This window comes from Clostridium sp. ATCC BAA-442 (assembly GCF_964239415.1).
Classification (GTDB): domain Bacteria; phylum Bacillota; class Clostridia; order Oscillospirales; family Oscillospiraceae; genus Flavonifractor; species Flavonifractor plautii.
Genome location: NZ_CAXSQB010000003.1, coordinates 90512 through 112320, shown reverse-complemented (window position 1 = coordinate 112320; position 21809 = coordinate 90512). Strand labels below are relative to the sequence as shown.

Sequence of the window (21809 nt, the reverse complement as noted above, 5' to 3'; positions counted from 1 at the left end):
GGAACGAAACAGCCCCGGGCGCAATGCGGCCGGGGCTGTCTGTTTACGGATTGACCACCTCGCCGGTGAGGACGCTCTTGCTTTCCACCGTCAGCTCGCCATCCCGGCAGTCCACGGTGAGGGTGTCGCCGCCCTGCACCTCGTCGGCGATGATCTTCCGGCTGATGAGGGTCTCCACGCTGTGCTGCACGAAGCGGCGCAGGGGACGGGCGCCGAAGGCCGGGTCGTAGGCGCTGTCGATGATGTGCTGCTTGGCCGCCGGGGTGAGAACCACCTTGAGCTGTTTATCCTCCAGGCGGCGGTTGAGCTCAGCCACCAGCAGATCGATGATGTGGGTGATGTTGTCCTTGGTGAGGGGCTTGTAGAACACAATCTCGTCCAGCCGGTTGAGGAACTCGGGCCGGAAGGAGTGGTGCAGCAGATCGTTGACGGCATTTTTCGCCTCGGCGGTGATGTCGCCCTTCTCATCGATGCCGTCCAGCAGATACTGGGACCCCAGGTTGGAGGTGAGGATGATAATGGTGTTCTTGAAATCCACGGTTCGGCCTTGACTGTCGGTAATCCGGCCGTCGTCCAATACCTGGAGTAATATGTTGAACACGTCGGGGTGGGCCTTCTCCACCTCGTCGAAGAGCACCACGGAGTAGGGGTGGCGGCGGACGGCCTCGGTGAGCTGGCCGCCCTCCTCATAGCCCACGTATCCGGGAGGCGCGCCGATGAGGCGGGAGACGGAGAACTTCTCCATATACTCGCTCATATCGATGCGCACCAGATTCTTCTCGCTGTCGAACAGGGCCTCGGCCAGGGCCTTGGCCAGCTCGGTCTTGCCCACGCCGGTGGGGCCCAGGAACAGGAAGGAGCCGATGGGACGGTCGGGATCGGCGATGCCCGCCCGGGAGCGGAGAATAGCCTCGCTCACCAGGCGCACAGCCTCGTCCTGGCCCACCACCCGCTGGTGGAGGATGTCCTCCAGGTGGAGCAGCTTTTCCCGCTCCCCCTCCATCAGCTTGGCCACGGGGATGCCCGTCCAGCGCTCGATGATGCGGGCGATCTCCTCCTCGGTGACCTTGTCCCGCAGCAGGGAACGGGCCCTGCCCTCGTTGGCGATGGCCTCCTCGGCCTCCAGCTGTTTCCGCAGCTCGGGGATGCGGCCGTACTGGAGCTCGGCGGCGCGGTTCAGATCGTACTGCCGCTGGGCGGCCTCCAGCTCGGCGTTGGCGCTCTCCAGCTCCTCCCGGAGCTTCTGCACCTTGCCGATGGCGTTCTTCTCGTTTTCCCACTGGGCCTTCTTGGCGTTGAACTCGTCCCGCATCTCGGCCAGCTCCTTCTGGATCTCGGCCAGATGCTCCCTGGACAGGGCGTCGTCCTCCTTCTTGAGGGCGGCCTCCTCAATCTCGTGCTGGATGATCTTCCGCTGGATGACGTCCAGCTCGGTGGGCATGGAGTCGATCTCGGTGCGGATCATGGCGCAGGCCTCGTCGATGAGGTCGATGGCCTTGTCGGGGAGGAAGCGGTCGGTGATATAGCGGTTGGACAGGGTGGCGGCGGCGATGATGGCGCCGTCCTGGATCTTGACGCCGTGGTACACCTCGTACCGCTCCTTCAGGCCGCGGAGGATGGCGATGGTGTCCTCCACCGTGGGCTCGGAGACCATGACGGGCTGGAAGCGCCGCTCCAGGGCGGCGTCCTTCTCGATATACTGGCGGTACTCGTTGAGGGTGGTGGCGCCGATGCAGTGCAGCTCGCCCCGGGCCAGCAGGGGCTTGAGCAGGTTGCCCGCGTCCATGGCGCCCTCGGTCTTGCCCGCGCCCACGATGGTGTGCAGCTCATCGATAAAGAGGATGATGCGGCCCTCGGACTTTTTGACCTCGTTGAGAACGGCCTTCAGCCGCTCCTCAAACTCGCCGCGGTACTTGGCCCCGGCGATCAGGGAACCCATGTCCAGGGCGAAGATGGTCTTGTCCTTCAGGGAGGCGGGTACGTCCCCCTTGACGATCCGCTGGGCCAGCCCCTCGGCGATGGCGGTCTTGCCCACGCCGGGCTCGCCGATGAGCACCGGGTTGTTCTTGCTCTTGCGGCTCAGGATACGGATGACGTTGCGGATTTCGTCGTCCCGGCCGATGACCGGATCCAGCTTGTTGGCCCTGGCCCGCTCCACCAGGTCGGAGCCGTACTTCTTCAGGGCGTTGTAGGTCTCCTCCGGGTTGTCGGAGGTCACACGCTGGTTGCCCCGCACGTTGGTCAGGGCCTGGAGCACGCCCTCCTTCTGTACGTTGTAGGTGCGGAACAGCTCCTTCAGCTCCCGGTTGGCCGTGTCCAGCAGGGCCAGCAGCAGGTGCTCCACCGACACATACTCGTCCTTCATGGACGCGGCGATGCTCTCGGCGGTGTTGAGGCACTTGTCCACGTCCTGGGCCACATAGATCTTGCCCTGCTCCCGGCCGGAGCCGGACACACGGGGCAGCTTCTCCACCTCCGCCTTGGCGGCGGCGGTGAAGGAGGGGACGGTGAGGCCCATGTTCCCCAGCAGCTGGGGAATCAGCCCACCCTCGTCCAGCAGCAGGGCCAGCAGCAGGTGGGGCTGCTCAATCTGCTGGTTGCCGTACTCGGTGGCGATGGACTGGGCGTTCTGCACCGCCTCCAGGGATTTCTGGGTATATTTCTGCGCGTTCATATTGCGTCACGCTCCTTTTATAAGGAGAATCAGGATTTCTCCCGACCCAACAGGTAATCTGTGGAGACTTTATAATAGTCAGCTAATGTTACCAGATGGGGCAGGGGTATATCCCGTTTCCCGGTTTCATAAATACTGTAAACTCTTTGGTCGATTCCAAGAATCGCAGCGATCTGCGCCTGGGTCATATCGTGATCCTCGCGCAAATCGCGCAGCCGGGGAAGATACATGTTATTCACCTCGGCGCTATTGTATCTTACTACCGGATAATAGTATTGACTATACTATCGAATGATAGTAATATAACAATATGAGGTGATTTTATGTCATTGCCCCGGAAGTACATGGTGGAAAAGCGGGTCTGCGGGACCTGCGTTCATTACCGCCAGCACTACGTCCGCACGGAGCAGGGGAATTATTACCCTCTCTGGTACGGTCATTGTATTCACCCCTGGCGGCGGCACCCGGAGCCGGACTTCGGCTGCGAGCGCTGGGAGGGAACAGAAAACGGGAAGGAGCCGGTCAGCCAAGGCTGACCGGCTCCCGGATATCCAGGTCAATCAATGGCAATCCGGCGGCTCTCAGGAACCACGGGGACGGCCTTGGGCAGGTTCAGCTCCAGAATGCCGTTGTTGTAAGCGGCGGTAATGGAGCCCTCATCGATGCCGGTGATATCAAAGGAACGGCTGAAGGAGCCGTACCGGCGCTCCCGGCGGATGTAGGCACCCTTGGCGTCCTTCTGCTCCTGGTTCTCGCTGTGCTCGGCGGTAATAGTGAGGATACCGTCCTTCACATCCAGCTTGATGTCGCCCTTGTCGAACCCGGGCAGCTCGGCTTCTAAGACAAACTTGTCTCCGGCGTCCCGAATGTCGGTGCGGAAGGCGGGCAGGCTGGCGTTGCTGCCGCGGAAGAAGTTGCGGGTAAAGTTATCAAAGGTATCAAACAGGTTGTCGTCGCTGCGCTCAAAGGGAAGCATGCCAAACATAAAAATCGCTCCTTTTTTCGGAAATGTGATTTAGCAATGGGAACATTGATGTGCTAAAACTTCCTTTGTTCCATTCCAATCATCCTCTTTCCAGGGGCCTTTCCGGCCCCTCAACTCATTTTCTGAGACAAAGTATAGGCCGAGTTTATGAACAAATATACATGTAAATATGTCTAAATTGTAAATGTTAGCACTCTGCGTTTAAGAGTGCTAAAAAGCCAAAGGGCCTTTACGGGGGACGGAAAAAGAGGTATAATGCCCCAGTGTGTTTCAAAAAGGGAGGAAAAACCGTGAGAAAGACCAACGATCTGGGGCGTGATCCGGTCTTCCGGCTGGTGTGCCGGCTGGCCATCCCCACGATGCTGGCTCAGCTAGTCAGCGTCCTATACAGCATTGTAGACCGCATCTACATCGGCAACATCCAGGGTATCGGCGATCTGGCCCTGGCGGGGGTGGGGGTGTGCGGCCCCATCGTCACCCTGCTGTCCTCCTTCGCCTCCCTGGTGGGCCTGGGCGGCTCCCCCATCATGGCCATGCGTATGGGGGAGGGGAGGGACAGGGAGGCCGGGCGGGTGCTGTCCAACAGCTTCCTGATGCTGCTGATACTGTCCGGCGTGCTGACCACTCTGTTCCTCCTGCTGAAGGAGCATCTGCTCATGTGGTTCGGCGCCAGCGACGCCACCTTCGGTTACGCCAACACCTACCTGACCATCTACACCGCGGGCACCTTCTTTGCCCTCATGGCCACCGGCATGAACAGCTTTTTGATCGCCCAGGGCTTTTCCGGCCTGGGCATGGCCACGGTGATGCTGGGGGCGGTGCTCAACATCATCCTGGACCCCATTTTCATCTTCGGCTTCCATCTGGACGTGGCCGGGGCCGCCCTGGCCACCGTGCTCTCCCAGATGGCCTCCTGCGCCTTTGTGCTCCTCTCCCTGCGGCGGAAACGGATGCCGGTGCGCCTGCGGTGGGGCGGCTTCTCCTGGCGCATCATGCGGCGGGTGCTGGCCTTCGGCCTGTCCCCCTTCCTCATCATCGCCACGGACAGCATCCTGCTGATCGTGCTGAACACTGTGCTCCAGCGCTACGGCGGGCCGGAGCTGGGGGATACCCTGGTGACCTGCGCCACCATCGTGCAGAGCTATCTGCTCCTCATCACCATGCCCATGGGCGGCCTTACCCTGGGCAGCCAGCCGGTGGTCAGCTTCAACTACGGCGCGGCCAACCTGGAGCGCATCAAGAGGGCCATCCAGTCCATCGTGGCCCTGTGCGTGACCTTCTGTGTGCTCATGACGGTGGTGACCCACACCCTGTCCCCGGTGTTTGTGGGCCTGTTTACCCAGAACCCGGAGGTGGCGGCGCGGTCGGTACGCTACATTAAGGTATTCACCGCCATGATCATCCCCCTGGCGATCCAGTATCCCCTGGTGGACGAGACCACCGCCCTGGGCCATGTGCGGCTGGCCCTGTTCTGCTCCATCTTCCGCAAGTGCGTGTTCCTGGCGGGTCTGCTCCTGCTGCCCGCCCTAGTCTCCCCGGAGGCCACCTTCCTCTCCGAGCCTATCGCCGACGCGGTGGCCGCCACGGTGACCACCTGCCTGTTCCTCCACTTCTTCCCCAAAATCCTGGCCCAGCGGGCCGCGCGGGAGCGGGAGGAGCGGGAAGAGCAACCAAAAGTTGCGCCATAATTGGTGGAGGCAACCGCCCAAACAGGCTAAAATGGGGCCATCTGGAAAGGAGTGTTTGATATGAGTTTCGCGACGACAATCCCACTTTTACTGGGGCTGGTGATCTGGGCGGGCATCCTGGCCCTGGTGATTTATCTGGCGGTTCTGCTCATTAAGGCTCTGCGGAAGTACCTGAAATCCGGTCCCGTCCGGCAGGAGAAGGCGGAGATGGCCAGGAGCCTGGGGGAGGCCATCCGGTATCACCGCACCCGCTGCAAGATGACCCAGGAGTTCGTGGCGGAGTCCCTGGGCGTGAGCCGTCAGGCGGTGAGCAAGTGGGAGAGCGGCACCGCCGATCCCAGCACCTCCAACCTGCTGGCCCTGGCCAAGCTCTTCGGAGTTTCGGCGGAGGAGCTGCTGAAAAGCGTGGAATGACCCCAAAAACTGTGATCGCCTGCCCCGGCCGGGGCAGGCGATCTTTTTTATTGGACTCATCAAGAGGCGGAGCGGGCGTTCTGTCCCTGCTGCCAGTCCTTGTTGAAGCGGTGTTCATCCACTAGCAGTACAATGAGCGCGGAGACTACGGATACGCCGGCAAAAATGAGATAGGTGTAGCGCAGGTTGCCGCCGGTGATGTTGGAGACTACGCCGTTGACCACGAAGGAGAGGGCGGACACCGCGCCTTGGATGGGGAAAACGACGGAATTTACCTTGCTGAATCCCTGACGGCCAAACACGGAGGTGGTAAGGGAGGTGGTGAAGTTGGCGGAGCCACCAATGGACATGCCGATCATAAAGATGGAGACATAGACCAGAACGGTGTTCTCGGTGGCGTTGGCCAGCAGGGAGAGGGCGTACCAGATGCCGAAGAACAGCATGGACTTTTTGGTGCCAAGGCGCTCATCCATATAGCCCACAAAAAAGGAGCCGACCAGGCCGATGAGAGCTACCAGGCTGAGGATAAAGGTTGCCTGCTCCCGGGAGAAGCCCAGCTCCATGTTGCGCAGCACCATTTGAGATACCACGCCCAGGGAGCAGATTTGGAACATGCCGGTGGTGACGGCCACCAGCCAGGTTTCCTTGCACCGCAGCAGTCTGCCGGTGGTCCAGCCGCCAGTGGGATCCTCATGGCCGTGGAAGTACTCGGTTCGGTAGACCTCATCGGACACATTGTCCGGGTTGAGGCCGCGCTCCTGCGGAGTATTGCGGACGAGAAGCAGACCAAGAATGCCAAGCACGATGGCGCAAACGGAGATGGGAATTACACCGTTGCCAATGCCCAGCCGACCTACCAGAAGTGTGATAAGGGGGACAAAGGCGACGGAGGCCAGATTGTGGCCCATGGTGGTGTAGCCCATGACGATGCCTTTTTTCTTGGGGAACCACTGGGTGACCAGATCCCCGCCGGAGATGTAGCCCGCAGACATGACGCCGCCCACCACAATACACATGCAGACGGTATACATGGCAAGATTGACGGCATTGCCTACGCCGAGATAGGCCAGGCCGGCGACAATTAGGCACACGCCGGAGGTGATGCGGGCGCCGATCACCCGGTTGATCTGGCCTACGACAATAAAGAAGATGACGCCCACCACGCCGGCCACGGTGTTCATATTCAGTACGGTACCGGGAAGGATGCCGAACTTCTCTGCGATAGCCGGGGCGGTTACATTGGAACCGCTGTTCACCATGCCGGCATAAAGCCAGAACATCAGCAGACAGTACAGGATGGTGACCCAGCCCTGCACACCGAAGTTTACGACCGAGGACTTGTTGCCGTCATGTTTCCTGTTCCTCATGGATGACACCTCCAAATCAATTAAGAAAGGGAAATTCCCAGTAATGCTTCTGCGTTTTGATAGTAGAGCCTGGCGTAGTCCGCCTCATCCAGCGGAATCCCTCGCAAAAAGGCCATCATGTCCTCCACGGACTCATAGGGGTAGTCGCTTGCAAAGAGAATGTGGTCCATACCCAGCACATCCTGGGTACAGCGGAAAGCCTCCGGCGACATATTGCCGCTGGTAGTAACCCAGATGTTGTGCTGAAAGTAGTAGCGCAACGGGCGGCGGCAGCGAATGGCCGGATTGGGCAGAAATTTGATCCGGTTTTCAATACGGTCCAGCAAAAAGGGAAGCCCCTCGCCCAGGTGTCCCAGTACCAGCCGGAGAGAGGGAATCTCGTCGAACAGGCCGGATACCACCATGCGCAGCAGCGTGGTGACCGTATCCACCGTAAAGCCAAGACCGGGACCGGCAAAGGTAAAGCCGTAGCCTGCGTAGCGGCTGCCCTCGGGGAGCTGAGGGTGGAGATAGACGTAGACGCCAAGTTCGGCGGCCTTGCGGAAGAGGGGGAGATAGCGGGGATCGTCCGGTGCGGTGTTTCCGTAATTAGAGTGGGTGTGCCATGACACGAAGCCATATTCCTTCACACAGCGCTCCAGCTCCCGCTCCGCAGCGGCCACGTCCTTTACGGGGAGAATGGCGCTGCCGAACAGACGGCCGGGATGGGCCCGCGTCAGCTCATACAGCGCGGCATTGGTGGCCTGGCAAACGGCTATGCTCTTGGCGGGCTCAAGCTGCTCGGCGCCGGGGGAACAGCTCAGCACCGCATGGGTAATCCCCTGCTGCTCCAGTAGGGACAGGCGATGCTCGCCTACTTCCAGAAGCCGCTGAAGCAGCTCCCCCTGGGGCATACAGACATCCTCGGTCCAGTGAATCTGGTCAGTGGCGCGGTCATAAAACGGCGGCTGACTGCGCTGCGCCAGCGCGTCAATGAGACATGGAGCGTAAAAGTGATTTTCCAGATCAATGCGGATCAAAGAAAGACCTCCCTTTGAGGAATAATATAATTGAAATAGTCGGTAATAATTATTACACGATGCAAGAGTAGCATAATAATAATATACTGTCAAGTGTTATTATATTATCGCTGCAGAGAAAAAACAAAATAGATGTTTTGGACAAAAAGTTGGCGGGAAACTTGTGCGGAATACAGAATTGGAGGCACAGTGATGCTTGACAGGATATTTATAACAGGATAAACTAGAATCAACAGTTAAATTTGAAAGGAGGGGGAGAAGCATGGAGAGCGATGTCAGGGAAAAGATTTTGGAGACAGCCAGATGTATTTTCCTGAAAGAGGGCTACAAAGGGACAACCATTAACAGTATCGCCCGGGCGGCTGGGATCTCCCCGTCCACCATCTACCTGCACTTCAATGGGAAAAAGGATCTGTTTGAAAATCTGGACATTTCGGAAGAAGAGGCGTTGCAGGATGCATATAACGCCAACCGCACCTCAATTCTTCAGACGGCGCTGATCCTTTTTGGGGAACACGGCTATGACGGGGTATCTATGGATATGCTGGCCAGGGAGTCGGGCTATTCCAAGGCCACACTCTACCAGTATTTCAAGGACAAAGAGGAGCTCTACTCCGCTGTCATGCAGGAGACACCGTTCTATTTCAATTTTTTGAGCATTCAGCCGGAAATAGACGGCTATGATTTGGAGGCTGCTATCAAAAAGATAGGGCTGGCCTATCTGGCGGTTTTTGACACGCCGGAGCGTATCGCCTTTACCCGGGCCATCATCCGGGACTCCAAGCGGCACCCGGAGGTCAGCAGCATCTATCATAAGAACGGCATCGGCTATGTGGCCCGCTGTGTAGAGACGGTGCTGAAGAGGTATACCGGCAATCTCCAAGAGGGGGTGGACACCTATCTGGCCTCTAAGACCTATGTGGGCTCCCTGTTTGGGTTTGCGATTCAGTATAAAATTGTGGTGGGAGTAGAACCCCAGTACGGGGATGAGGAGATTGTAGATACGCTGACAAAGATTTTTCTCCACGGGATTCTGCATTGAATTCAAAAGCACCCTGACTTACAGGACAGGGCGCTCGGGCTGACCGGGAAAGAGCAGAAGGAGGGGAACGTATGCTTGCCATTTGGAACCGCCGCGAGCTGGTCACCGTTCTGACCATGCAGGAACAGAGCGATATCTTGTCCGCCCTGCGGGATGCGGGGTTGGACTACACGGTGAAGGCGATCGACCGCAGCTCGCCTTCCGCCCTCAATCCGGGTACCCGGGCCGACTTCGGTACCATGGGCATGTCGTCGGGGGCACAGTACGAGTACATCATCTATGTGAACAAGAGGGACTACGATGCCGCGCGGGACGCGGCGGGGCTTCCCGGAGACATTCGCTGAATCAGAAACAAAAAGTCCGGCCCGTGCAAATGCACGGGCCGGACTTTTTGGGGAGAAGGGAAGGTTCCGCTTCCCCACGCAAACCGCTGACGCTGGGGTTGCGCGGGAGCCCCGGTTCAGTTGAAGGCGGTGTCGAGATCCTTGTCGCCGCCCCTCGTCGGCGCAAAGTCCACTCTGCTCGGGACACCCTTGCGGGCATCCCTCGCTGCGCTCCCTTGCGCCTCCTCTCCGGACGCGACCCGCTGCGCGGGGCTCGCGCCCGGTTCTGGGTCAGTTGGAGGCAGTGTCCAGATCTTTATCACCGCCCCAGATCATGTTGCGGCGCAGCTCGTCGCCCACCAGCTCCATCTGGTGCTTCTTGAGCTGGGCGCGCTTGGAGTTGAAGAAGGTGCGGCCGTTCTTGTTCTCGGCGATCCACTTGCTGGCGAAGGTGCCGTCCTGAATGTCGGAGAGCACGGCGCGCATGCGGGCCTTGGTCTCCTCGTGGGGGATGACACGGGGGCCGGAGACGTACTCACCGAACTCAGCGGTGTCGGAGATGGAGTAGTTCATGGCCGCCACGCCGCCCTTGTTGATCAGGTCGATGATCAGCTTCATCTCGTGGATGCACTCGAAGTAGGCGTTCTCCGGCTCATAGCCGGCCTCCACCAGCACCTCAAAGCCGCAGCGCATCAGATCCACCACGCCGCCGCACAGGACGGTCTGCTCGCCAAACAGGTCGGTCTCGGTCTCGTCGTGGAAGGTGGTCTCCATCACGCCGGCCCGGGCGCCGCCGATGCCCGCAATGTAGGCTAGGGCGAGCTTATAGGCGTTGCCGGTGGCGTTCTGCTCCACTGCCACGAGGCAGGGCACGCCCTTGCCGTTGACATAGGTGGAGCGGACGGTGTGGCCGGGGCCCTTGGGGGCCGCCATGAACACGTCCACGCCGGCGGGGGGAACGATCTGCTGATAGCGGATGTTGAAGCCGTGGGCAAAGGCCAGGGCCTTGCCCCCGGTCAGGTAGGGGGCAATGTCATTCTTATAGACCTCTGCCTGCACCTCGTCGTTGATGAGCATCATTACAATGTCGCCCCACTGGGCGGCCTCGGCCACAGTCTTGACCGCCAGGCCGGCCTTCTCCGCCTCGGCCCAGTTCTTGGAGCCGGCCCGCAGGCCGACGCACACATCGCACCCGGAGTCCTTCAGGTTGAGGGCGTGGGCGTGGCCCTGGGAGCCGTAGCCGATGATGGCGATTTTCTTGCCGTTCAGGTAGGAGAGCTCGCAGTCCTTCTCGTAGTACATCTTAGCCATGGTGATACACTCCTTTTTCTTCTTGTTGGTGGGGGAATTTGAACTCATGATAGCATAGTTTTCGGGAAAAGAATGATAACTGTGATACAATCCGCAGAAGCGGAAGGCCGCCGCATGGGGCGGAAATCAGTCAAGCACCCGCTCCAGCTCGATCTCATCCCCGTCCGCCCGACCGGTGGGAGAGAAGTGGAGGGTCTGGTACAAATGGCAGGCGGCCGCATTTTCCGGGCTGACGGTCAGCCGGACGAGGTTGGAAGCCCCGAAGGGCTTGGAACGGATATAGGCAAGCGCCGCCTCCATAGCCGCCCTCCCGCAGCCCCTGCCCTGGTGCTGGGCGTCAATCATCAGATGCCAGATGAAGTAAGCCTCTTCATCATAGTCATAGATGACCATCAGATATCCGACCACCTGACCAGCGCGGCAGACCGCAAAGGGCGTACACTGGCTGTAGTATACATACGCCTGGGCCAGACTACGGATCGGGTGGGATACGAATTTCTCCTGCTGGGCCTCTAATCTCAGGGAAAAGCACGCAAGAAAATTGGATTCATCCACTTTTTGCAGGGTAATATGGTCCATATTTCCTCCTTCATATCTGGAGGGCTAATAGAGGAACACCCTCCCTCTGGTTGACAGGAACATGGTTTCATACAGCTTCATACATGCTCTCCCCCTTTCTGTGGAAAATGAGACACTTCATATTTATATGAAAACACAGAGGCCTCTGTGGAATTTGCCGGGGCCTATGTTCTGCGCACCGGGAAACGGGAGCTTTACAGGAAGTTCTTGCCCAGATAGAACTCGGTCTGCATGTCCCAAACGCGCTGGCGCGTTTGGGAGCCCTCCGGGCGGGAATTCACATCCTCGGCGGAAGCACCCGCAAGGGGTACGCCACATCCGTAGGGCGGCAAAGCCGCCAACGGCTGTGCAGTGAATTGCCCCTGCGGCAAGGTTTCGCTGCGCGAAACGCTTGGACGCCGCAGAGCGGCGGCTCGCTGCGCTCGCAGGAACAGACCGGCCGGAGCTACAGGAAGTTCTTGCCCAGATTAAACTCGGTCTGTTCCTTGGTCTCGTCGCCGATGGTATAGGCGCCCCGTTCGAGGGCCACCATGCCGGTGCGCACCAGCTCCAGGATGCCGAAGGCCTCCAGCAGCTTCTGCATGGCGTCGGCCTTGGTCTCGTCGCCGATCAGGGCCAGGGTGAGGGACTTGAGGGACACGTCGATGATCGAGGCCCGGAAGATGTTGGCGATCTGGATGATCTCGTTGCGGATGTCGGGGGTCTCGGCCCGCACCTTGAACATGACCAGCTCCCGGCGGATGGACCGCTCGGGCAGCAGCTCCTGCACGGAGTAGACGGAGAACTGCTTGCGCAGCTGGTTCATGATCTGCTCAATCATGGGCTTGTCGGCCCACACCTCGATGGTGATGCGGGAGACGGCTGGGTCGTCGGTAGTGCCCACCGCCAGGGACTCAATGTTATAGCCCTTCCGGGAGAACAGCCGGGAGACTTGGGACAGGACACCGGCGGCATTTTCCACCAGCACCGAGAGGGTGCGGCGGGTCACGGCTTCATTCATATCCACGCCCTCCTTTAATTCAGGATGAAATCGGTGACCGGAGCGCCGGCGGAGACCATGGGGTGGACCATGGCGTCCTTGTCGATGGCGCACTCGATGAGATAGGGCCGGCCCGCGGCCACGGCCCGGCGGAAGGCCGCCTCGAACTCCGGCTGGGTGGCGGCCCGCTCCCCCTGGATGCCGTAGGCCTCCGCCAGCTTGACGAAGTCGGGGCCGCGGTCCAGATCGGTCTGGGAGAACCGCTTCTGGTAGATCAGGTTCTGCCACTGGCGCACCATACCCAGGGTGCGGTTGTTGAAGATGACGGTGATGACGGGGATGTTGTAGTGCTCGGCGGTGCAGAGCTCGTGGCAGTTCATGCGGAAGCAGCCGTCGCCGGTGCAGTGCACCACCACCTTGCCCGGATTGCCCACGGCGGCCCCCATGGCGGCCCCCAGGCCGAAGCCCATGGTGCCGAAGCCGCCGGAGGTGATGAACTGGCCGGGGCGGGAGAAGTGGTAGTACTGGGCGCACCACATCTGATGCTGGCCCACATCGGTGGCCACGATGGCGTCCCCGCCGGTGACGGCCTGGATGGTCTCCAGAATCTCGTGGGGGTGGAGAACATCGTCTTTCTTGAGGGGCACCTCCGGGTGGGAGAACACCCACGCCTTCCACTCCGGGTAGTCGTGCTGGGGGAGCTTCTCGTTGAGCAGCTCCAGCACCCGGCGGGCGTCGCCGATGATGTGGTGGTGGGTGAGCACGTTCTTGTCGATCTCCGCCCGGTCGATGTCGATGTGGACGATTTTGGCGTTGGGTGCGAAGGTGGCGGGGTCGGTGGCCACCCGGTCGGAGAAGCGGCAGCCGACGGCGATGAGCAGATCGCACTGGTCGGAGGCGAGATTGGAGGCGTGGGAGCCGTGCATACCGATCATGCCGGTGAACAGCCGGTGATTGCCGGGGCAGGCGCCGCCGCCCATGATGGTGGAGGCCACCGGAGCGTTGAGCCGCTCCATAAAGGTGCGGAACTGGGGCACAGCTCCCTTGGAGCGGATGACCCCGCCGCCCACCAGCACCAGGGGCTTCCGGGCCCCCTCAATGAGATCCAGCAGGGTCTGAATGTCTCCCGCGTCGGGCTCGGGGGTCTTGAGATCGTGGCTGGCCCGGCGGAGCATGGCCCCCAGACGGCCGTGGTTGGCGTGCTGGTCGAGGGGGAGGGGCTCGTAGTCGGCTTCGGCGGCGGTGACGTTCTTGGCGATGTCCACCAGCACGGGGCCGGGGCGGCCGGAGCGGGCGATGGCGAAGGCCTCCCGCAGCACGTCGGCCAGGGCGCCGGGGTCCTTCACCAGATAGTTGCACTTGGTGATGGGCATGGAGATACCGGTGATGTCCACCTCCTGAAAGGAGTCCTTGCCGATGAGGTTCTCGCTGACGTTGCAGGTGATGAACACCACAGGGGAGGAGTCGTAGTAGGCCGTGGCGATGCCGGTGGTCAGGTTGGTGGCCCCGGGGCCGGAGGTGGCGAAGCACACCCCCACCTTTCCGGTGGCGCGGGCATAGCCGTCGGCGGCGTGGGAGGCGCCCTGCTCGTGGGCGGTGAGGATATGGCGGATTTTGTCCTTGTAGCCGTGGAGCTCAAATTCGTCGTATACGTTCAGGATCGTGCCGCCGGGGTAGCCGAAGACCGTGTCCACCCCCTGCTCCAGAAGGCACTCCATCAAAATCTGGGCGGTTTTCATTCTCATGGGTCGTCCAACCTCCTTTAACGATAAAAACAAGCATGGCGGCCTCGTCCCATAGGACGAAGCCGCCATGACTCCGTGGTACCACCTAACTTCGCGGGGCGCGCCCGCGCACTCATTGCCCCGCTAACGGAGGGGAAACCGTCCCTGCCTAACCTGCGGTTCAGCAGGGCTGCTCCCGGGCGAGCGTTCGGGGCGGCCTCATGGGAGCTTACACCAGCCGCTCCCTCTCTGCGCTTATGTACCGCCCGTACTGTCCCGGTCATCGCCTTTGTACGCTCCGGGCAAGCCCGGAAAATGTAATTACCTGATATCATACCGTTCCGGACCGCATTTGTCAATCGGGTTAATTTCACTTTTTGAACTTCTCCATTTTAAACAACGAAAGTGGAGAACGGAGCGGAGCTCTGTTGTCATCCTGACGAAAAAGTAAACCGGATGGTTTTTGCAAAAATGGTACTGCGGATGTTACCATATTTCTGGAAAAAGAGAAAAAACTAATTGGTTTAAAAGAAAAAATGAAGGGAATTTGAGCGTTTTAACTGGACAAGATGCTCCGTTTGCGCTATGATAAATCTGTTTGAGATACCGGTCAAACGACTCAGAACAATGGCCCGTGTGTGGGTCAGATTTGCGAGGTGGACCTATGAAGCAAAGCTTTTACGGCGGCGTGCACCCCAATGACCGGAAAGAGTTGGCACGCCACAAGGAGGTTGCGCCCCTGAGCGCCGCTCCCAAGCAGGTCGTCATCGCCATGGCAATGCATGTCGGTGCGCCCTGTAAGCCCATTGTAGCCGTGGGCGATCAGGTCAAGGTGGGCCAGAAGATCGGCGAGATCGCCGGCCTGGGCGCCCCCATTCACGCGTCTGTGTCCGGTGTGGTCAAGGCGGTGGAGCCCCGTCCCTACGTGGGCGGCGGAAAGGTGATGTCGGTGGTCATCGAGAATGACTTCCAGGACACCTGGGGCTCCGTGCTCACCCCCCATCCCGACTACAGCAAGCTGAGCTGCGAGGAGATCGTGGAGATTGTCAAGGAGGCGGGCATCACCGGAATGGGCGGCGCCGGCTTCCCCACCCACGTGAAGATCAGCTCCGGCGTCGGCAAGGTGGATACCCTGATCCTGAACGGCGCCGAGTGTGAGCCCTACATAACCGCTGACCACCGGCTGATGCTGGAGCAGGGCGAGCGGGTCATCGGCGGCGTGCGCATTCTGATGCAGGCCTTCGGCCTGAAGAACGCCGTCATCGGTGTGGAGGCCAACAAGGAGGACGCCATCGAGCACCTGAAGGCGCTGGTGGGCGGCAAGAACGACGTGCAGGTGGAGTCTCTGCGCACCCGCTACCCCCAGGGCGCGGAAAAGCAGCTCATTCAGCGCGTCACCGGCCGCGAGGTGCCTCCCGGCGGGCTGCCCGCCCATGTGGGCTGCGCGGTGTTCAATGTGGGGACCGCCGCTGCCGTGTACGACGCCGTGGTGGAGGGCAAGCCCCTGACCCACCGCATCCTCACCGTCACCGGCGACGCCATCAAGGAGCCCAAAAACCTGCTGGTGCCCCTGGGCACCTCCTTCCAGCAGATCATCGACGAGGGCAAGGGCTTCAAGGAGGAGCCCGACCGCGTGCTCACCGGCGGCCCCATGATGGGCATCGCCCAGTATAACCTGGATGTCACCTGCATCAAGGGCACCAATGCCGTGCTCTGCCTGACCAAGAAGGAGGCCGCCCCCGTTGTGGAGGAGGAGGTCTGCCTGCGCTGCGGCCGCTGCGTCAACGTCTGCCCCATGCACCTGACTCCGGTCTACATGCACCTGTACGCCGAGAAGGGCATGTGGAAGGAGGCCGAGGCGCTCAACGTCATGGACTGCATTGAGTGCGGTTCCTGCAACTACATCTGCCCCGCCCGCCTCCACCTGGTCCAGTCCTTCCGTGTGACCAAGGGTGAGCTGCGGGCTCTGGCGGCCAAGGAAAAAGCGGCGAAGGAGGCGGCCAAAGCATGAACGAGGAAAAGAAGCTGAGACTCACGGTGGCGTCGTCCCCCCACGTGGCCTCTCCCATTGACACCACCAACCTGATGCGGGACGTGCTCATCGCCCTGGTACCTGCCATGGTCATGGGCGTGGTGTTCTTCGGCCCCCGTGCCTTGGTGGCCACCATCATCTCCGTGCTGGCCTGCGAGTTCTTCGAGTGGGGCTACCGCAAGCTGATGCACAAGTCCTGCGCCGTCAAGGACCTGTCCGCCGCCGTCACCGGCGTGCTGCTGGCCTTCGTGTGCGCCCCCACCCTGCCCTATTGGATGCTGATCATCGGCGACTTCTTCGCCATCGTGGTGGTCAAGCAGCTCTTCGGCGGCCTGGGTAAGAACTTCATGAACCCCGCCCTGGGCGGCCGCGCCTTCCTGATGCTGTGCTACCCCGTGGCCATGACCACCTGGGTGGCCCCCGGCATCGGCACCGGCGCCTGGGCCGACCTGCTGGGCGGCACCAAGACTATGGCCGGGGTGGATATCGTCAGCAGCGCAACCCCCTTGTCTGCTGACTTCATGCACGGCGGCCTGCTGCCCGATGCCACCATCCTCGACACATTTGTGGGCAATGTGGGCGGCTGTATCGGTGAGATCTCCGCCCTGGCCCTGCTGCTGGGCGGCGTGTATCTGATCGTCCGCGGCGTCATCCGCGCCCGCATCCCCGTGGCCTACATCGCCACCGTGGCGGTGCTCACCTTCCTGTTCCCCCTGGGCGGCAACGACCGGCTGGTGTGGATGACCTACCAGCTCTTCACCGGCGGCCTGTTCCTGGGTGCCTTCTTCATGGCCACCGACTATGTCACCAGCCCCGTCACCAAAAAGGGTGAGATCATCTTCGGCATCGGCTGCGGCCTGCTGACCGTGTTCATCCGCTATTTCGGCGGCTATCCCGAGGGCGTGAGCTACTCCATCCTGATCATGAACTGCTGCGTGTGGCTCATCGACAAGGTGGGCAAGCCCGGCCGCTACGGAGTGACCAAGGAAATGAAGGCTGCGGCCAAGGCGGCCAAAAAAGCCGGGAAGGAGGGCTAAGCCATGAGTGAGACTGCAACCAAGAAAAAGGAACCAGGCATGGCGACCCTGGTGATCGTCCTCTTTGCCATCTGTGCGGCCACCGCCCTTCTGCTGGGCCTGACCAACTATGTGACCGCCCCCTTTATCGCGGCTAACAACGAGAAGACCACCCAGGAGGCCATGGCTGCCGTGCTCCCCGCCAACAGCTATGACGAGGTGGAGTACACCGGCGGCGACGCTATGGTGCAGGCCGTCTACAAGGCCGGCGATGCCGGATACGTGGTGGAGGTTAAGCCCGCCACGTCCTTCAGCGGCAACCTGACTATCATGGTGGGTGTGGACAATACCGGGGCCTGCTCCGGCATCTCCATTACCAGCACCGGCGAGACCTCCGGCCTGGGCTCCAACGCCAGCAAGCCGGACTTCCAGGCCCAGTTCGTGGGCAAGACCGGCGAGGTCAAGGTCACCAAGGACGGCGGCGACATCGACGCCCTGACCGGCGCTACCATCACCTCCCGCGGCGTTTGCGAGGCCGTCACCAGCGCCATCGCCGCCGCCGCGAGCATGGGCTAAGGAGGGTAATCGAATATGAACGTGATGAAACAATTTAGGGACGGCTTGTTCTTCCAGAACCCCGTCACCGTCCAACTGCTGGGCATGTGCTCGGTGATGGCCATTACCACCACCCTGTTCAACGGCCTGGGCATGGGCCTGTCCGTGTTGGTGATTCTGACCCTGTCCAACATCATCATCGCGGCCCTGCGTAAGATCATCCCCAACAACATCCGCATCGCCTGCTTCATCGTGGTCATCGCCGGCTTTGTTACCATCGTTGACCTGTGCCTGCAGGCATTTATCCCGGCCCTGTCCAAGAGCTTGGGCCTGTTTATCCCCCTGATCGTGGTGAACTGTATCATTCTGGGCCGCGCCGAGTCCTTTGCCTACAAGAATGGTATCGGCGCTTCTGCGCTGGACGGTATCTTCCAGGGCCTGGGTTACACCATGGTGCTGGTCATCATGTGTGTGGTTCGCGAGTTCCTTGGAAATGGCACCATTATGGGCGGCCTGCTGGAGATCGGCGCAGAAGGACAGTTGGTCTTCGGCCTGGGCACTGCCGCAGGCATCCGCATCCTGCCCGAGGGCATTCCCGCTCTGGGCATGATTCTCCCGGTGGGCGGCTTCCTGACCCTGGCCTGCGTGATCGCGGCCATGCAGTACATTCTGAACAAGCCCAAGAAGGGCGACAAAAAGACTGAGGAGGTGGCCAAGTAATGGAGTGGACTCAGCTCTTTACCATCGCCCTGGGCGCCATCCTGGTCAATAACTTTATTGTGGCCCAGTTCCTGGGCATCTGCCCCTTCATGGGTGTTTCCAAAAAGATCGAGACTGCCTCCGGCATGGGGCTGGCGGTTATCTTCGTCATGGGCCTGGCCTCCGCCATCTGTTGGCCCATCAATGAGCTCATTCTGGTTCCCATGGGCCTGACCTTCATGCAGACCGTGACCTACATCCTGGTCATCGCCTCTCTGGTGCAGTTCATCGAGATGTTCCTCAAGAAGGCCATGCCCTCCCTCTATGAGGCCCTGGGTGTGTACCTGCCCCTGATCACCACCAACTGCGCTGTGCTGGGCGTGGTGCTGCAGAACACCCAGAACGGCTACGGCTTTATTGAGAGCGTCGTGTACGGCGTTACCGGCGGCATCGGCTTCCTGCTGGTCATCGTGATCTTCGCCAGCATCCGGGAGCGGATGGAGTTCTCCGAGTGGCCCAAGGCTTTCGAGGGCTTCCCGATCGCCCTGGTGGCCGCCGGCCTCATCGCTCTGGCTTTCATGGGCTTCTCCGGCCTGAAGGTCTTCGGTTAAGGAGGGCGGAAGAATATGACGACTGTTATAATTGCCGTTGTGGTCCTGGCTGTGCTGGGCGCCATCTTCGGCCTGGTCCTGGCGATCGCCTCCAAGGTGTTCGCTGTTGAGGTGGATCCCCGTGAAGAGGCCATCCTGGGCTGTCTGCCCGGCGCCAACTGCGGCGGCTGCGGCTATCCCGGCTGCTCCGGCTATGCCTCCGCTGTGGTCAAGGGAGTGGCCCCAGTCAATGCCTGCGCCGCCGGCGGCGAGGCGGTGGCCGCCCAGATCGGCGAGATTATGGGCGTGTCCGCTGGCGCCGCAGTGAAGCAGATTGCCCAGGTGCACTGCACCGGCTGCGGCCAGAACTACAAGCAGTACACTTACGTGGGCATCCACGACTGCGTGGCGGCCTCCAAGCTGCCCGGCGGCGGCGACCTGGGCTGCGCCTATGGCTGCCTGGGCCTGGGCTCCTGTGAGAAGGCATGTCCCTTTGACGCTATCCACGTCATCGACGGCGTGGCCAGGGTCGATGAGGAGAAGTGCAAGGCGTGCAATAAGTGCGTGGACATCTGCCCCCGACACATCATCGCCCTGGAGCCCTACAAGACCAAGCGCCACGTCACCATTCCCTGTTCCTCCCACGACAAGGGCGTGGACGCCCGCAAGGTATGCGACAATGGCTGTATCGGTTGCTCCCTGTGTGCTAAGAGCTGCCCCAAGGAAGCCATCACCATGGTCAACAACCTGGCGGTGATCGACTACGAGAAGTGCATCGGCTGCGGTATCTGCGCACAGAAGTGCCCCCGCAAGCTGATCACCGTGGACGGCAAGGTGCCCGAGGTGAAGCCTGCGGCCCCCAAGGCCGCCCCGGCTGCCGCTGTCAAGCCCGCGGCTCCAGCTACGGAGAAGCCTACAGCGGAGGCCGCTGCCGACCCTAAGGCCGAGGTACCTGCCGAGCCCAAGGAGTAAATACCATAAAAATCGCGCGTTCCCAATCGGGAACGCGCGATTTTGCATGGATGGACGGTTCAGCGCTTGCAGCAGCCGCCGTGGTCGCCCAGCTGGAAGGAGGCGCACTCGGTGGAGGCGCAGTTGGTCACGTTGGAGTCGCAGCAACCCACCTTGATCTCGTTCAGGGTGCAGTAGTTCTGCTCGCCGCAGTGGTAAGCACAACTGTTCACAGAGCACTTGATGCTGTTGTTGGGGGTCTTGTTCATGGTGAGATTCCTCCTTGATTCCTTGGTATGACGCAAGGGAAGCACCGGCCCGCCCTGCGTGACAGGGTGGGAGCAGTGCTTCCCTAGTATGCGCCCCTGGGGGCGGAATATTCGGTTATTTTTTGGCGCCGGACTCCGGGAGGACCTTGGGGATGAAGCGCTTGGCGAACCAGCCCTTGCCGCGGTTCTTTACATAGAAATAGCCGATAAAGGAGAACACCACCGCGCCGATAAAGTTGACGAAGAGGTCTTTCATGGTGTCCAGGATGCCGATATCCAGATAACCGCCCAGGCCCAGTGGGTGCTGGGCTCCATCAGCCGTGATCACAATCACGTCGGTGATGTCGTGGATGGCCACCGGGGTGTTGCCGCCGGCGGGGTCCAGCATCACGGAGCCGATGGAGTGTACGATCGTGTCCTTCTGCATGTCCAGCAGGAACATCTGGTCCATAAAGCACTCGAAGAACTCCCACAGCACGCCGATTGTCATGGAGAAGCAGAAGGCCACCACCGCCAGATAGACCGGGGAGAGCTTGAAGGCCAGACGCTCGTCCCGGTTCAAAATGTCCAGCAGGGAGAAGCCGATGGCCGCGCAGAGAAAGCCGTTGAGGGTATGGAGCATGGTGTCCCAATAGGGAAACTGGACATAGTAAGCCTGGATCTCCCCCAGGATCTCCGCCGCGAAGATGAACAGCAGGATGATGACTTCCAGGGTGTCCGGGATATCAATGCGGACCGTGCGCTCGATGAAGCTGGGGATGGAGAACAGAATCAGGGTGAGCACGCACAGGAACACGTTTTCAAAGTTCCCGTTAAACACCTGTGCCACCAGGGCCAGCACCACCAGCACCCGCAGAATGACGTAGACGGCGGCCAGCCGGGGGTTCTCACGCACCTGTTCCTTCAATGTTTTATGATAACGGCCGGGAATTTTCCCTTTCCTTTTCATACGCTTCCTCCTGTTTCGGACGCCTCGGCGGTGGGAAGCAGCTCAGCGGACAGAGTGCGGTAGGTCTTGGCCGACTGGAGCAGTTCGGCGGCCTCCTCCGGCCGGAGGGAGCGCACCACCCTGGCTGGGGACCCCACCACCAGGCTGCCGGGCGGAATCACAGCTCCCTGGGTGACCAGCGCCCCGGCGGCCACCAGGCTACCCGCGCCGATGGTGCAGCCGTTGAGCAGGATGGCTCCCATGCCGATCAGGCAGGTGTCCTCCACTGTACAACTGTGGAGAATGGCACCATGACCCACGGTCACGTCGCGGCCAATCACGGTGGGGCAGTCTGCGTCACAGTGGAGCACTGCGTTGTCCTGGATGTTGGAGCCCGCTCCCACGTGGATGGAACTCTCATCCCCCCGGAGCACGGCCCCGTACCAGATGCTGGAGGCGGCCTCCACCGTCACGCAGCCCACCAGGGTGGCATTGGCGGCCAGCCGGGCGGCAGGGTGGATGATGGGCGAATGCCCGCGAAAGCGCTGTATCATGTCTGCTGGTTCCTCTCCCTTTCTACAGTGATATCTATCATTATAGCGCCTGTCCCCGGCGGTGGCAAGTCAAATCTCCCGCCGGCCCGGCATAGGATAGCTGGGAGGTG

At 60.8% G+C, this 21809-nt stretch carries 23 protein-coding genes and 1 other annotated feature; of the genes, 11 read left to right on the top strand and 12 right to left on the bottom strand.

The genetic code is table 11. From position 1 onward, the window contains the following. Positions 1 to 43: 43 nt before the first annotated feature. Both clpB and ACESY8_RS02345 read right to left on the bottom strand, forming a co-directional pair. Positions 44 to 2674, bottom strand: a complete 2631-nt coding sequence (gene clpB / locus ACESY8_RS02350) for an ATP-dependent chaperone ClpB (RefSeq protein WP_024723367.1) — start codon at positions 2672 to 2674, stop codon at positions 44 to 46. A gap of 29 nt (positions 2675 to 2703) precedes the next feature. Further along, complete coding sequence (locus ACESY8_RS02345; protein WP_007489062.1) at positions 2704 to 2904, bottom strand: helix-turn-helix domain-containing protein; 201 nt, start codon at positions 2902 to 2904, stop codon at positions 2704 to 2706. Positions 2905 to 2997: 93 nt separating this feature from the next. Between ACESY8_RS02345 and ACESY8_RS02340 the strand changes: the two genes are divergently transcribed. After that, a complete protein-coding gene (locus ACESY8_RS02340; protein ID WP_007489063.1) occupies positions 2998 to 3210 on the top strand; it encodes a hypothetical protein in 213 nt (70 codons plus the stop codon). A gap of 20 nt (positions 3211 to 3230) precedes the next feature. On the opposite strand, the gene ACESY8_RS02335 is transcribed toward ACESY8_RS02340, so the two are convergent. Beyond that, positions 3231 to 3659 (bottom strand): Hsp20/alpha crystallin family protein, encoded by a 429-nt coding sequence (locus ACESY8_RS02335; RefSeq protein ID WP_007489064.1) that lies wholly within the window; start codon positions 3657 to 3659, stop codon positions 3231 to 3233. A 290-nt stretch (positions 3660 to 3949) separates the two neighbouring features. On the opposite strand from ACESY8_RS02335, the gene ACESY8_RS02330 reads away from it, so the two are divergent. Together ACESY8_RS02330 and ACESY8_RS02325 are read left to right on the top strand one after the other, a co-directional pair. Continuing rightward, positions 3950 to 5347, top strand: coding sequence for an MATE family efflux transporter (locus ACESY8_RS02330; RefSeq protein WP_035300441.1), 1398 nt, complete (start codon positions 3950 to 3952; stop codon positions 5345 to 5347). 60 nt (positions 5348 to 5407) lie between these two features. After that, positions 5408 to 5761 (top strand): helix-turn-helix transcriptional regulator, encoded by a 354-nt coding sequence (locus ACESY8_RS02325; RefSeq protein WP_009259290.1) that lies wholly within the window; start codon positions 5408 to 5410, stop codon positions 5759 to 5761. Positions 5762 to 5820: 59 nt separating this feature from the next. Here ACESY8_RS02325 and ACESY8_RS02320 read toward each other — a convergent pair whose 3' ends face one another. Together ACESY8_RS02320 and ACESY8_RS02315 are read right to left on the bottom strand one after the other, a co-directional pair. Beyond that, a complete protein-coding gene (locus ACESY8_RS02320) occupies positions 5821 to 7128 on the bottom strand; it encodes an MFS transporter (RefSeq protein WP_007489069.1) in 1308 nt (435 codons plus the stop codon). A 20-nt stretch (positions 7129 to 7148) separates the two neighbouring features. Continuing rightward, a complete protein-coding gene (locus ACESY8_RS02315) occupies positions 7149 to 8147 on the bottom strand; it encodes an amidohydrolase family protein (RefSeq protein WP_021632052.1) in 999 nt (332 codons plus the stop codon). Positions 8148 to 8409: 262 nt separating this feature from the next. Between ACESY8_RS02315 and ACESY8_RS02310 the strand changes: the two genes are divergently transcribed. Both ACESY8_RS02310 and ACESY8_RS02305 read left to right on the top strand, forming a co-directional pair. Further along, positions 8410 to 9189, top strand: a complete 780-nt coding sequence (locus ACESY8_RS02310) for a TetR/AcrR family transcriptional regulator (protein ID WP_007489073.1) — start codon at positions 8410 to 8412, stop codon at positions 9187 to 9189. A gap of 71 nt (positions 9190 to 9260) precedes the next feature. Next, a complete protein-coding gene (locus tag ACESY8_RS02305; protein WP_007489074.1) occupies positions 9261 to 9533 on the top strand; it encodes a hypothetical protein in 273 nt (90 codons plus the stop codon). A gap of 270 nt (positions 9534 to 9803) precedes the next feature. Here ACESY8_RS02305 and ilvC read toward each other — a convergent pair whose 3' ends face one another. The 4 genes from ilvC to ilvB all read right to left on the bottom strand — a co-directional run bounded on the left by ilvC (position 9804) and on the right by ilvB (position 14126). Further along, on the bottom strand, positions 9804 to 10823 hold the full coding sequence (gene ilvC / locus ACESY8_RS02300; RefSeq protein WP_498794557.1) for a ketol-acid reductoisomerase: 1020 nt from the start codon (positions 10821 to 10823) through the stop codon (positions 9804 to 9806). 126 nt (positions 10824 to 10949) lie between these two features. Then, positions 10950 to 11402: a GNAT family N-acetyltransferase gene (locus ACESY8_RS02295; protein ID WP_054338509.1), complete on the bottom strand. Its 453-nt coding sequence runs from the start codon at positions 11400 to 11402 to the stop codon at positions 10950 to 10952. A gap of 445 nt (positions 11403 to 11847) precedes the next feature. Beyond that, positions 11848 to 12402 carry an acetolactate synthase small subunit gene (gene ilvN / locus ACESY8_RS02290; RefSeq protein WP_054338510.1) on the bottom strand — a complete coding sequence of 185 codons (555 nt, stop codon included), beginning with the start codon at positions 12400 to 12402 and terminating at the stop codon, positions 11848 to 11850. A gap of 14 nt (positions 12403 to 12416) precedes the next feature. After that, a complete protein-coding gene (gene ilvB, locus ACESY8_RS02285; protein ID WP_204681785.1) occupies positions 12417 to 14126 on the bottom strand; it encodes a biosynthetic-type acetolactate synthase large subunit in 1710 nt (569 codons plus the stop codon). Positions 14127 to 14175: 49 nt separating this feature from the next. Further along, positions 14176 to 14398, bottom strand: a binding site (T-box leader). 371 nt (positions 14399 to 14769) lie between these two features. Between ilvB and rsxC the strand changes: the two genes are divergently transcribed. From rsxC to ACESY8_RS02255, 6 genes are read left to right on the top strand one after another with little or no spacing between them, the layout of a single operon-like run. Beyond that, positions 14770 to 16116, top strand: coding sequence for an electron transport complex subunit RsxC (rsxC, locus tag ACESY8_RS02280; RefSeq protein ID WP_007489466.1), 1347 nt, complete (start codon positions 14770 to 14772; stop codon positions 16114 to 16116). Next, on the top strand, positions 16113 to 17174 hold the full coding sequence (locus ACESY8_RS02275; RefSeq protein WP_007489467.1) for an RnfABCDGE type electron transport complex subunit D: 1062 nt from the start codon (positions 16113 to 16115) through the stop codon (positions 17172 to 17174). The genes rsxC and ACESY8_RS02275 overlap by 4 nt, the downstream gene beginning before the upstream one ends. A 3-nt stretch (positions 17175 to 17177) precedes the next feature. Then, a complete protein-coding gene (locus ACESY8_RS02270) occupies positions 17178 to 17729 on the top strand; it encodes an RnfABCDGE type electron transport complex subunit G (protein WP_007489468.1) in 552 nt (183 codons plus the stop codon). Between the two features lie 15 nt (positions 17730 to 17744). Continuing rightward, positions 17745 to 18428 (top strand): electron transport complex subunit RsxE, encoded by a 684-nt coding sequence (gene rsxE / locus ACESY8_RS02265; RefSeq protein ID WP_007489469.1) that lies wholly within the window; start codon positions 17745 to 17747, stop codon positions 18426 to 18428. Further along, a complete protein-coding gene (rsxA, locus tag ACESY8_RS02260; RefSeq protein ID WP_007489470.1) occupies positions 18428 to 19018 on the top strand; it encodes an electron transport complex subunit RsxA in 591 nt (196 codons plus the stop codon). The genes rsxE and rsxA overlap by 1 nt, the downstream gene beginning before the upstream one ends. A gap of 15 nt (positions 19019 to 19033) precedes the next feature. Then, positions 19034 to 19969, top strand: a complete 936-nt coding sequence (locus ACESY8_RS02255) for an RnfABCDGE type electron transport complex subunit B (protein WP_054338511.1) — start codon at positions 19034 to 19036, stop codon at positions 19967 to 19969. Positions 19970 to 20028: 59 nt separating this feature from the next. Here ACESY8_RS02255 and ACESY8_RS02250 read toward each other — a convergent pair whose 3' ends face one another. The 3 genes from ACESY8_RS02250 to ACESY8_RS02240 form a co-directional block, all read right to left on the bottom strand. Then, complete coding sequence (locus ACESY8_RS02250) at positions 20029 to 20217, bottom strand: DUF1540 domain-containing protein (RefSeq protein ID WP_007495903.1); 189 nt, start codon at positions 20215 to 20217, stop codon at positions 20029 to 20031. A 115-nt stretch (positions 20218 to 20332) separates the two neighbouring features. Then, positions 20333 to 21166, bottom strand: coding sequence for a DUF2238 domain-containing protein (locus ACESY8_RS02245; RefSeq protein WP_054338512.1), 834 nt, complete (start codon positions 21164 to 21166; stop codon positions 20333 to 20335). After that, positions 21163 to 21699, bottom strand: coding sequence for a gamma carbonic anhydrase family protein (locus tag ACESY8_RS02240; protein ID WP_009259279.1), 537 nt, complete (start codon positions 21697 to 21699; stop codon positions 21163 to 21165). Before ACESY8_RS02240 ends, ACESY8_RS02245 begins: the two co-directional genes overlap by 4 nt. Between the last annotated feature and the right edge of the window lie 110 nt (positions 21700 to 21809).

Bases quoted from the DNA above. Each gene is read 5' to 3' on its own strand.
- clpB (WP_024723367.1), bottom strand. From the start codon at position 2,674: ATGAACGCGCAGAAATATACCCAGAAATCCCTGGAGGCGGTGCAGAAC.
- ACESY8_RS02345 (WP_007489062.1), bottom strand. From the start codon at position 2,904: ATGTATCTTCCCCGGCTGCGCGATTTGCGCGAGGATCACGATATGACC.
- ACESY8_RS02340 (WP_007489063.1), top strand. From the start codon at position 2,998: ATGTCATTGCCCCGGAAGTACATGGTGGAAAAGCGGGTCTGCGGGACC.
- ACESY8_RS02335 (WP_007489064.1), bottom strand. From the start codon at position 3,659: ATGTTTGGCATGCTTCCCTTTGAGCGCAGCGACGACAACCTGTTTGAT.
- ACESY8_RS02325 (WP_009259290.1), top strand. From the start codon at position 5,408: ATGAGTTTCGCGACGACAATCCCACTTTTACTGGGGCTGGTGATCTGG.
- ACESY8_RS02320 (WP_007489069.1), bottom strand. From the start codon at position 7,128: ATGAGGAACAGGAAACATGACGGCAACAAGTCCTCGGTCGTAAACTTC.
- ACESY8_RS02310 (WP_007489073.1), top strand. From the start codon at position 8,410: ATGGAGAGCGATGTCAGGGAAAAGATTTTGGAGACAGCCAGATGTATT.
- ACESY8_RS02305 (WP_007489074.1), top strand. From the start codon at position 9,261: ATGCTTGCCATTTGGAACCGCCGCGAGCTGGTCACCGTTCTGACCATG.
- ilvC (WP_498794557.1), bottom strand. From the start codon at position 10,823: ATGGCTAAGATGTACTACGAGAAGGACTGCGAGCTCTCCTACCTGAAC.
- ACESY8_RS02295 (WP_054338509.1), bottom strand. From the start codon at position 11,402: ATGGACCATATTACCCTGCAAAAAGTGGATGAATCCAATTTTCTTGCG.
- ilvN (WP_054338510.1), bottom strand. From the start codon at position 12,402: ATGAATGAAGCCGTGACCCGCCGCACCCTCTCGGTGCTGGTGGAAAAT.
- ilvB (WP_204681785.1), bottom strand. From the start codon at position 14,126: ATGAGAATGAAAACCGCCCAGATTTTGATGGAGTGCCTTCTGGAGCAG.
- rsxC (WP_007489466.1), top strand. From the start codon at position 14,770: ATGAAGCAAAGCTTTTACGGCGGCGTGCACCCCAATGACCGGAAAGAG.
- ACESY8_RS02275 (WP_007489467.1), top strand. From the start codon at position 16,113: ATGAACGAGGAAAAGAAGCTGAGACTCACGGTGGCGTCGTCCCCCCAC.
- ACESY8_RS02270 (WP_007489468.1), top strand. From the start codon at position 17,178: ATGAGTGAGACTGCAACCAAGAAAAAGGAACCAGGCATGGCGACCCTG.
- rsxE (WP_007489469.1), top strand. From the start codon at position 17,745: ATGAACGTGATGAAACAATTTAGGGACGGCTTGTTCTTCCAGAACCCC.
- rsxA (WP_007489470.1), top strand. From the start codon at position 18,428: ATGGAGTGGACTCAGCTCTTTACCATCGCCCTGGGCGCCATCCTGGTC.
- ACESY8_RS02255 (WP_054338511.1), top strand. From the start codon at position 19,034: ATGACGACTGTTATAATTGCCGTTGTGGTCCTGGCTGTGCTGGGCGCC.
- ACESY8_RS02250 (WP_007495903.1), bottom strand. From the start codon at position 20,217: ATGAACAAGACCCCCAACAACAGCATCAAGTGCTCTGTGAACAGTTGT.
- ACESY8_RS02245 (WP_054338512.1), bottom strand. From the start codon at position 21,166: ATGAAAAGGAAAGGGAAAATTCCCGGCCGTTATCATAAAACATTGAAG.
- ACESY8_RS02240 (WP_009259279.1), bottom strand. From the start codon at position 21,699: ATGATACAGCGCTTTCGCGGGCATTCGCCCATCATCCACCCTGCCGCC.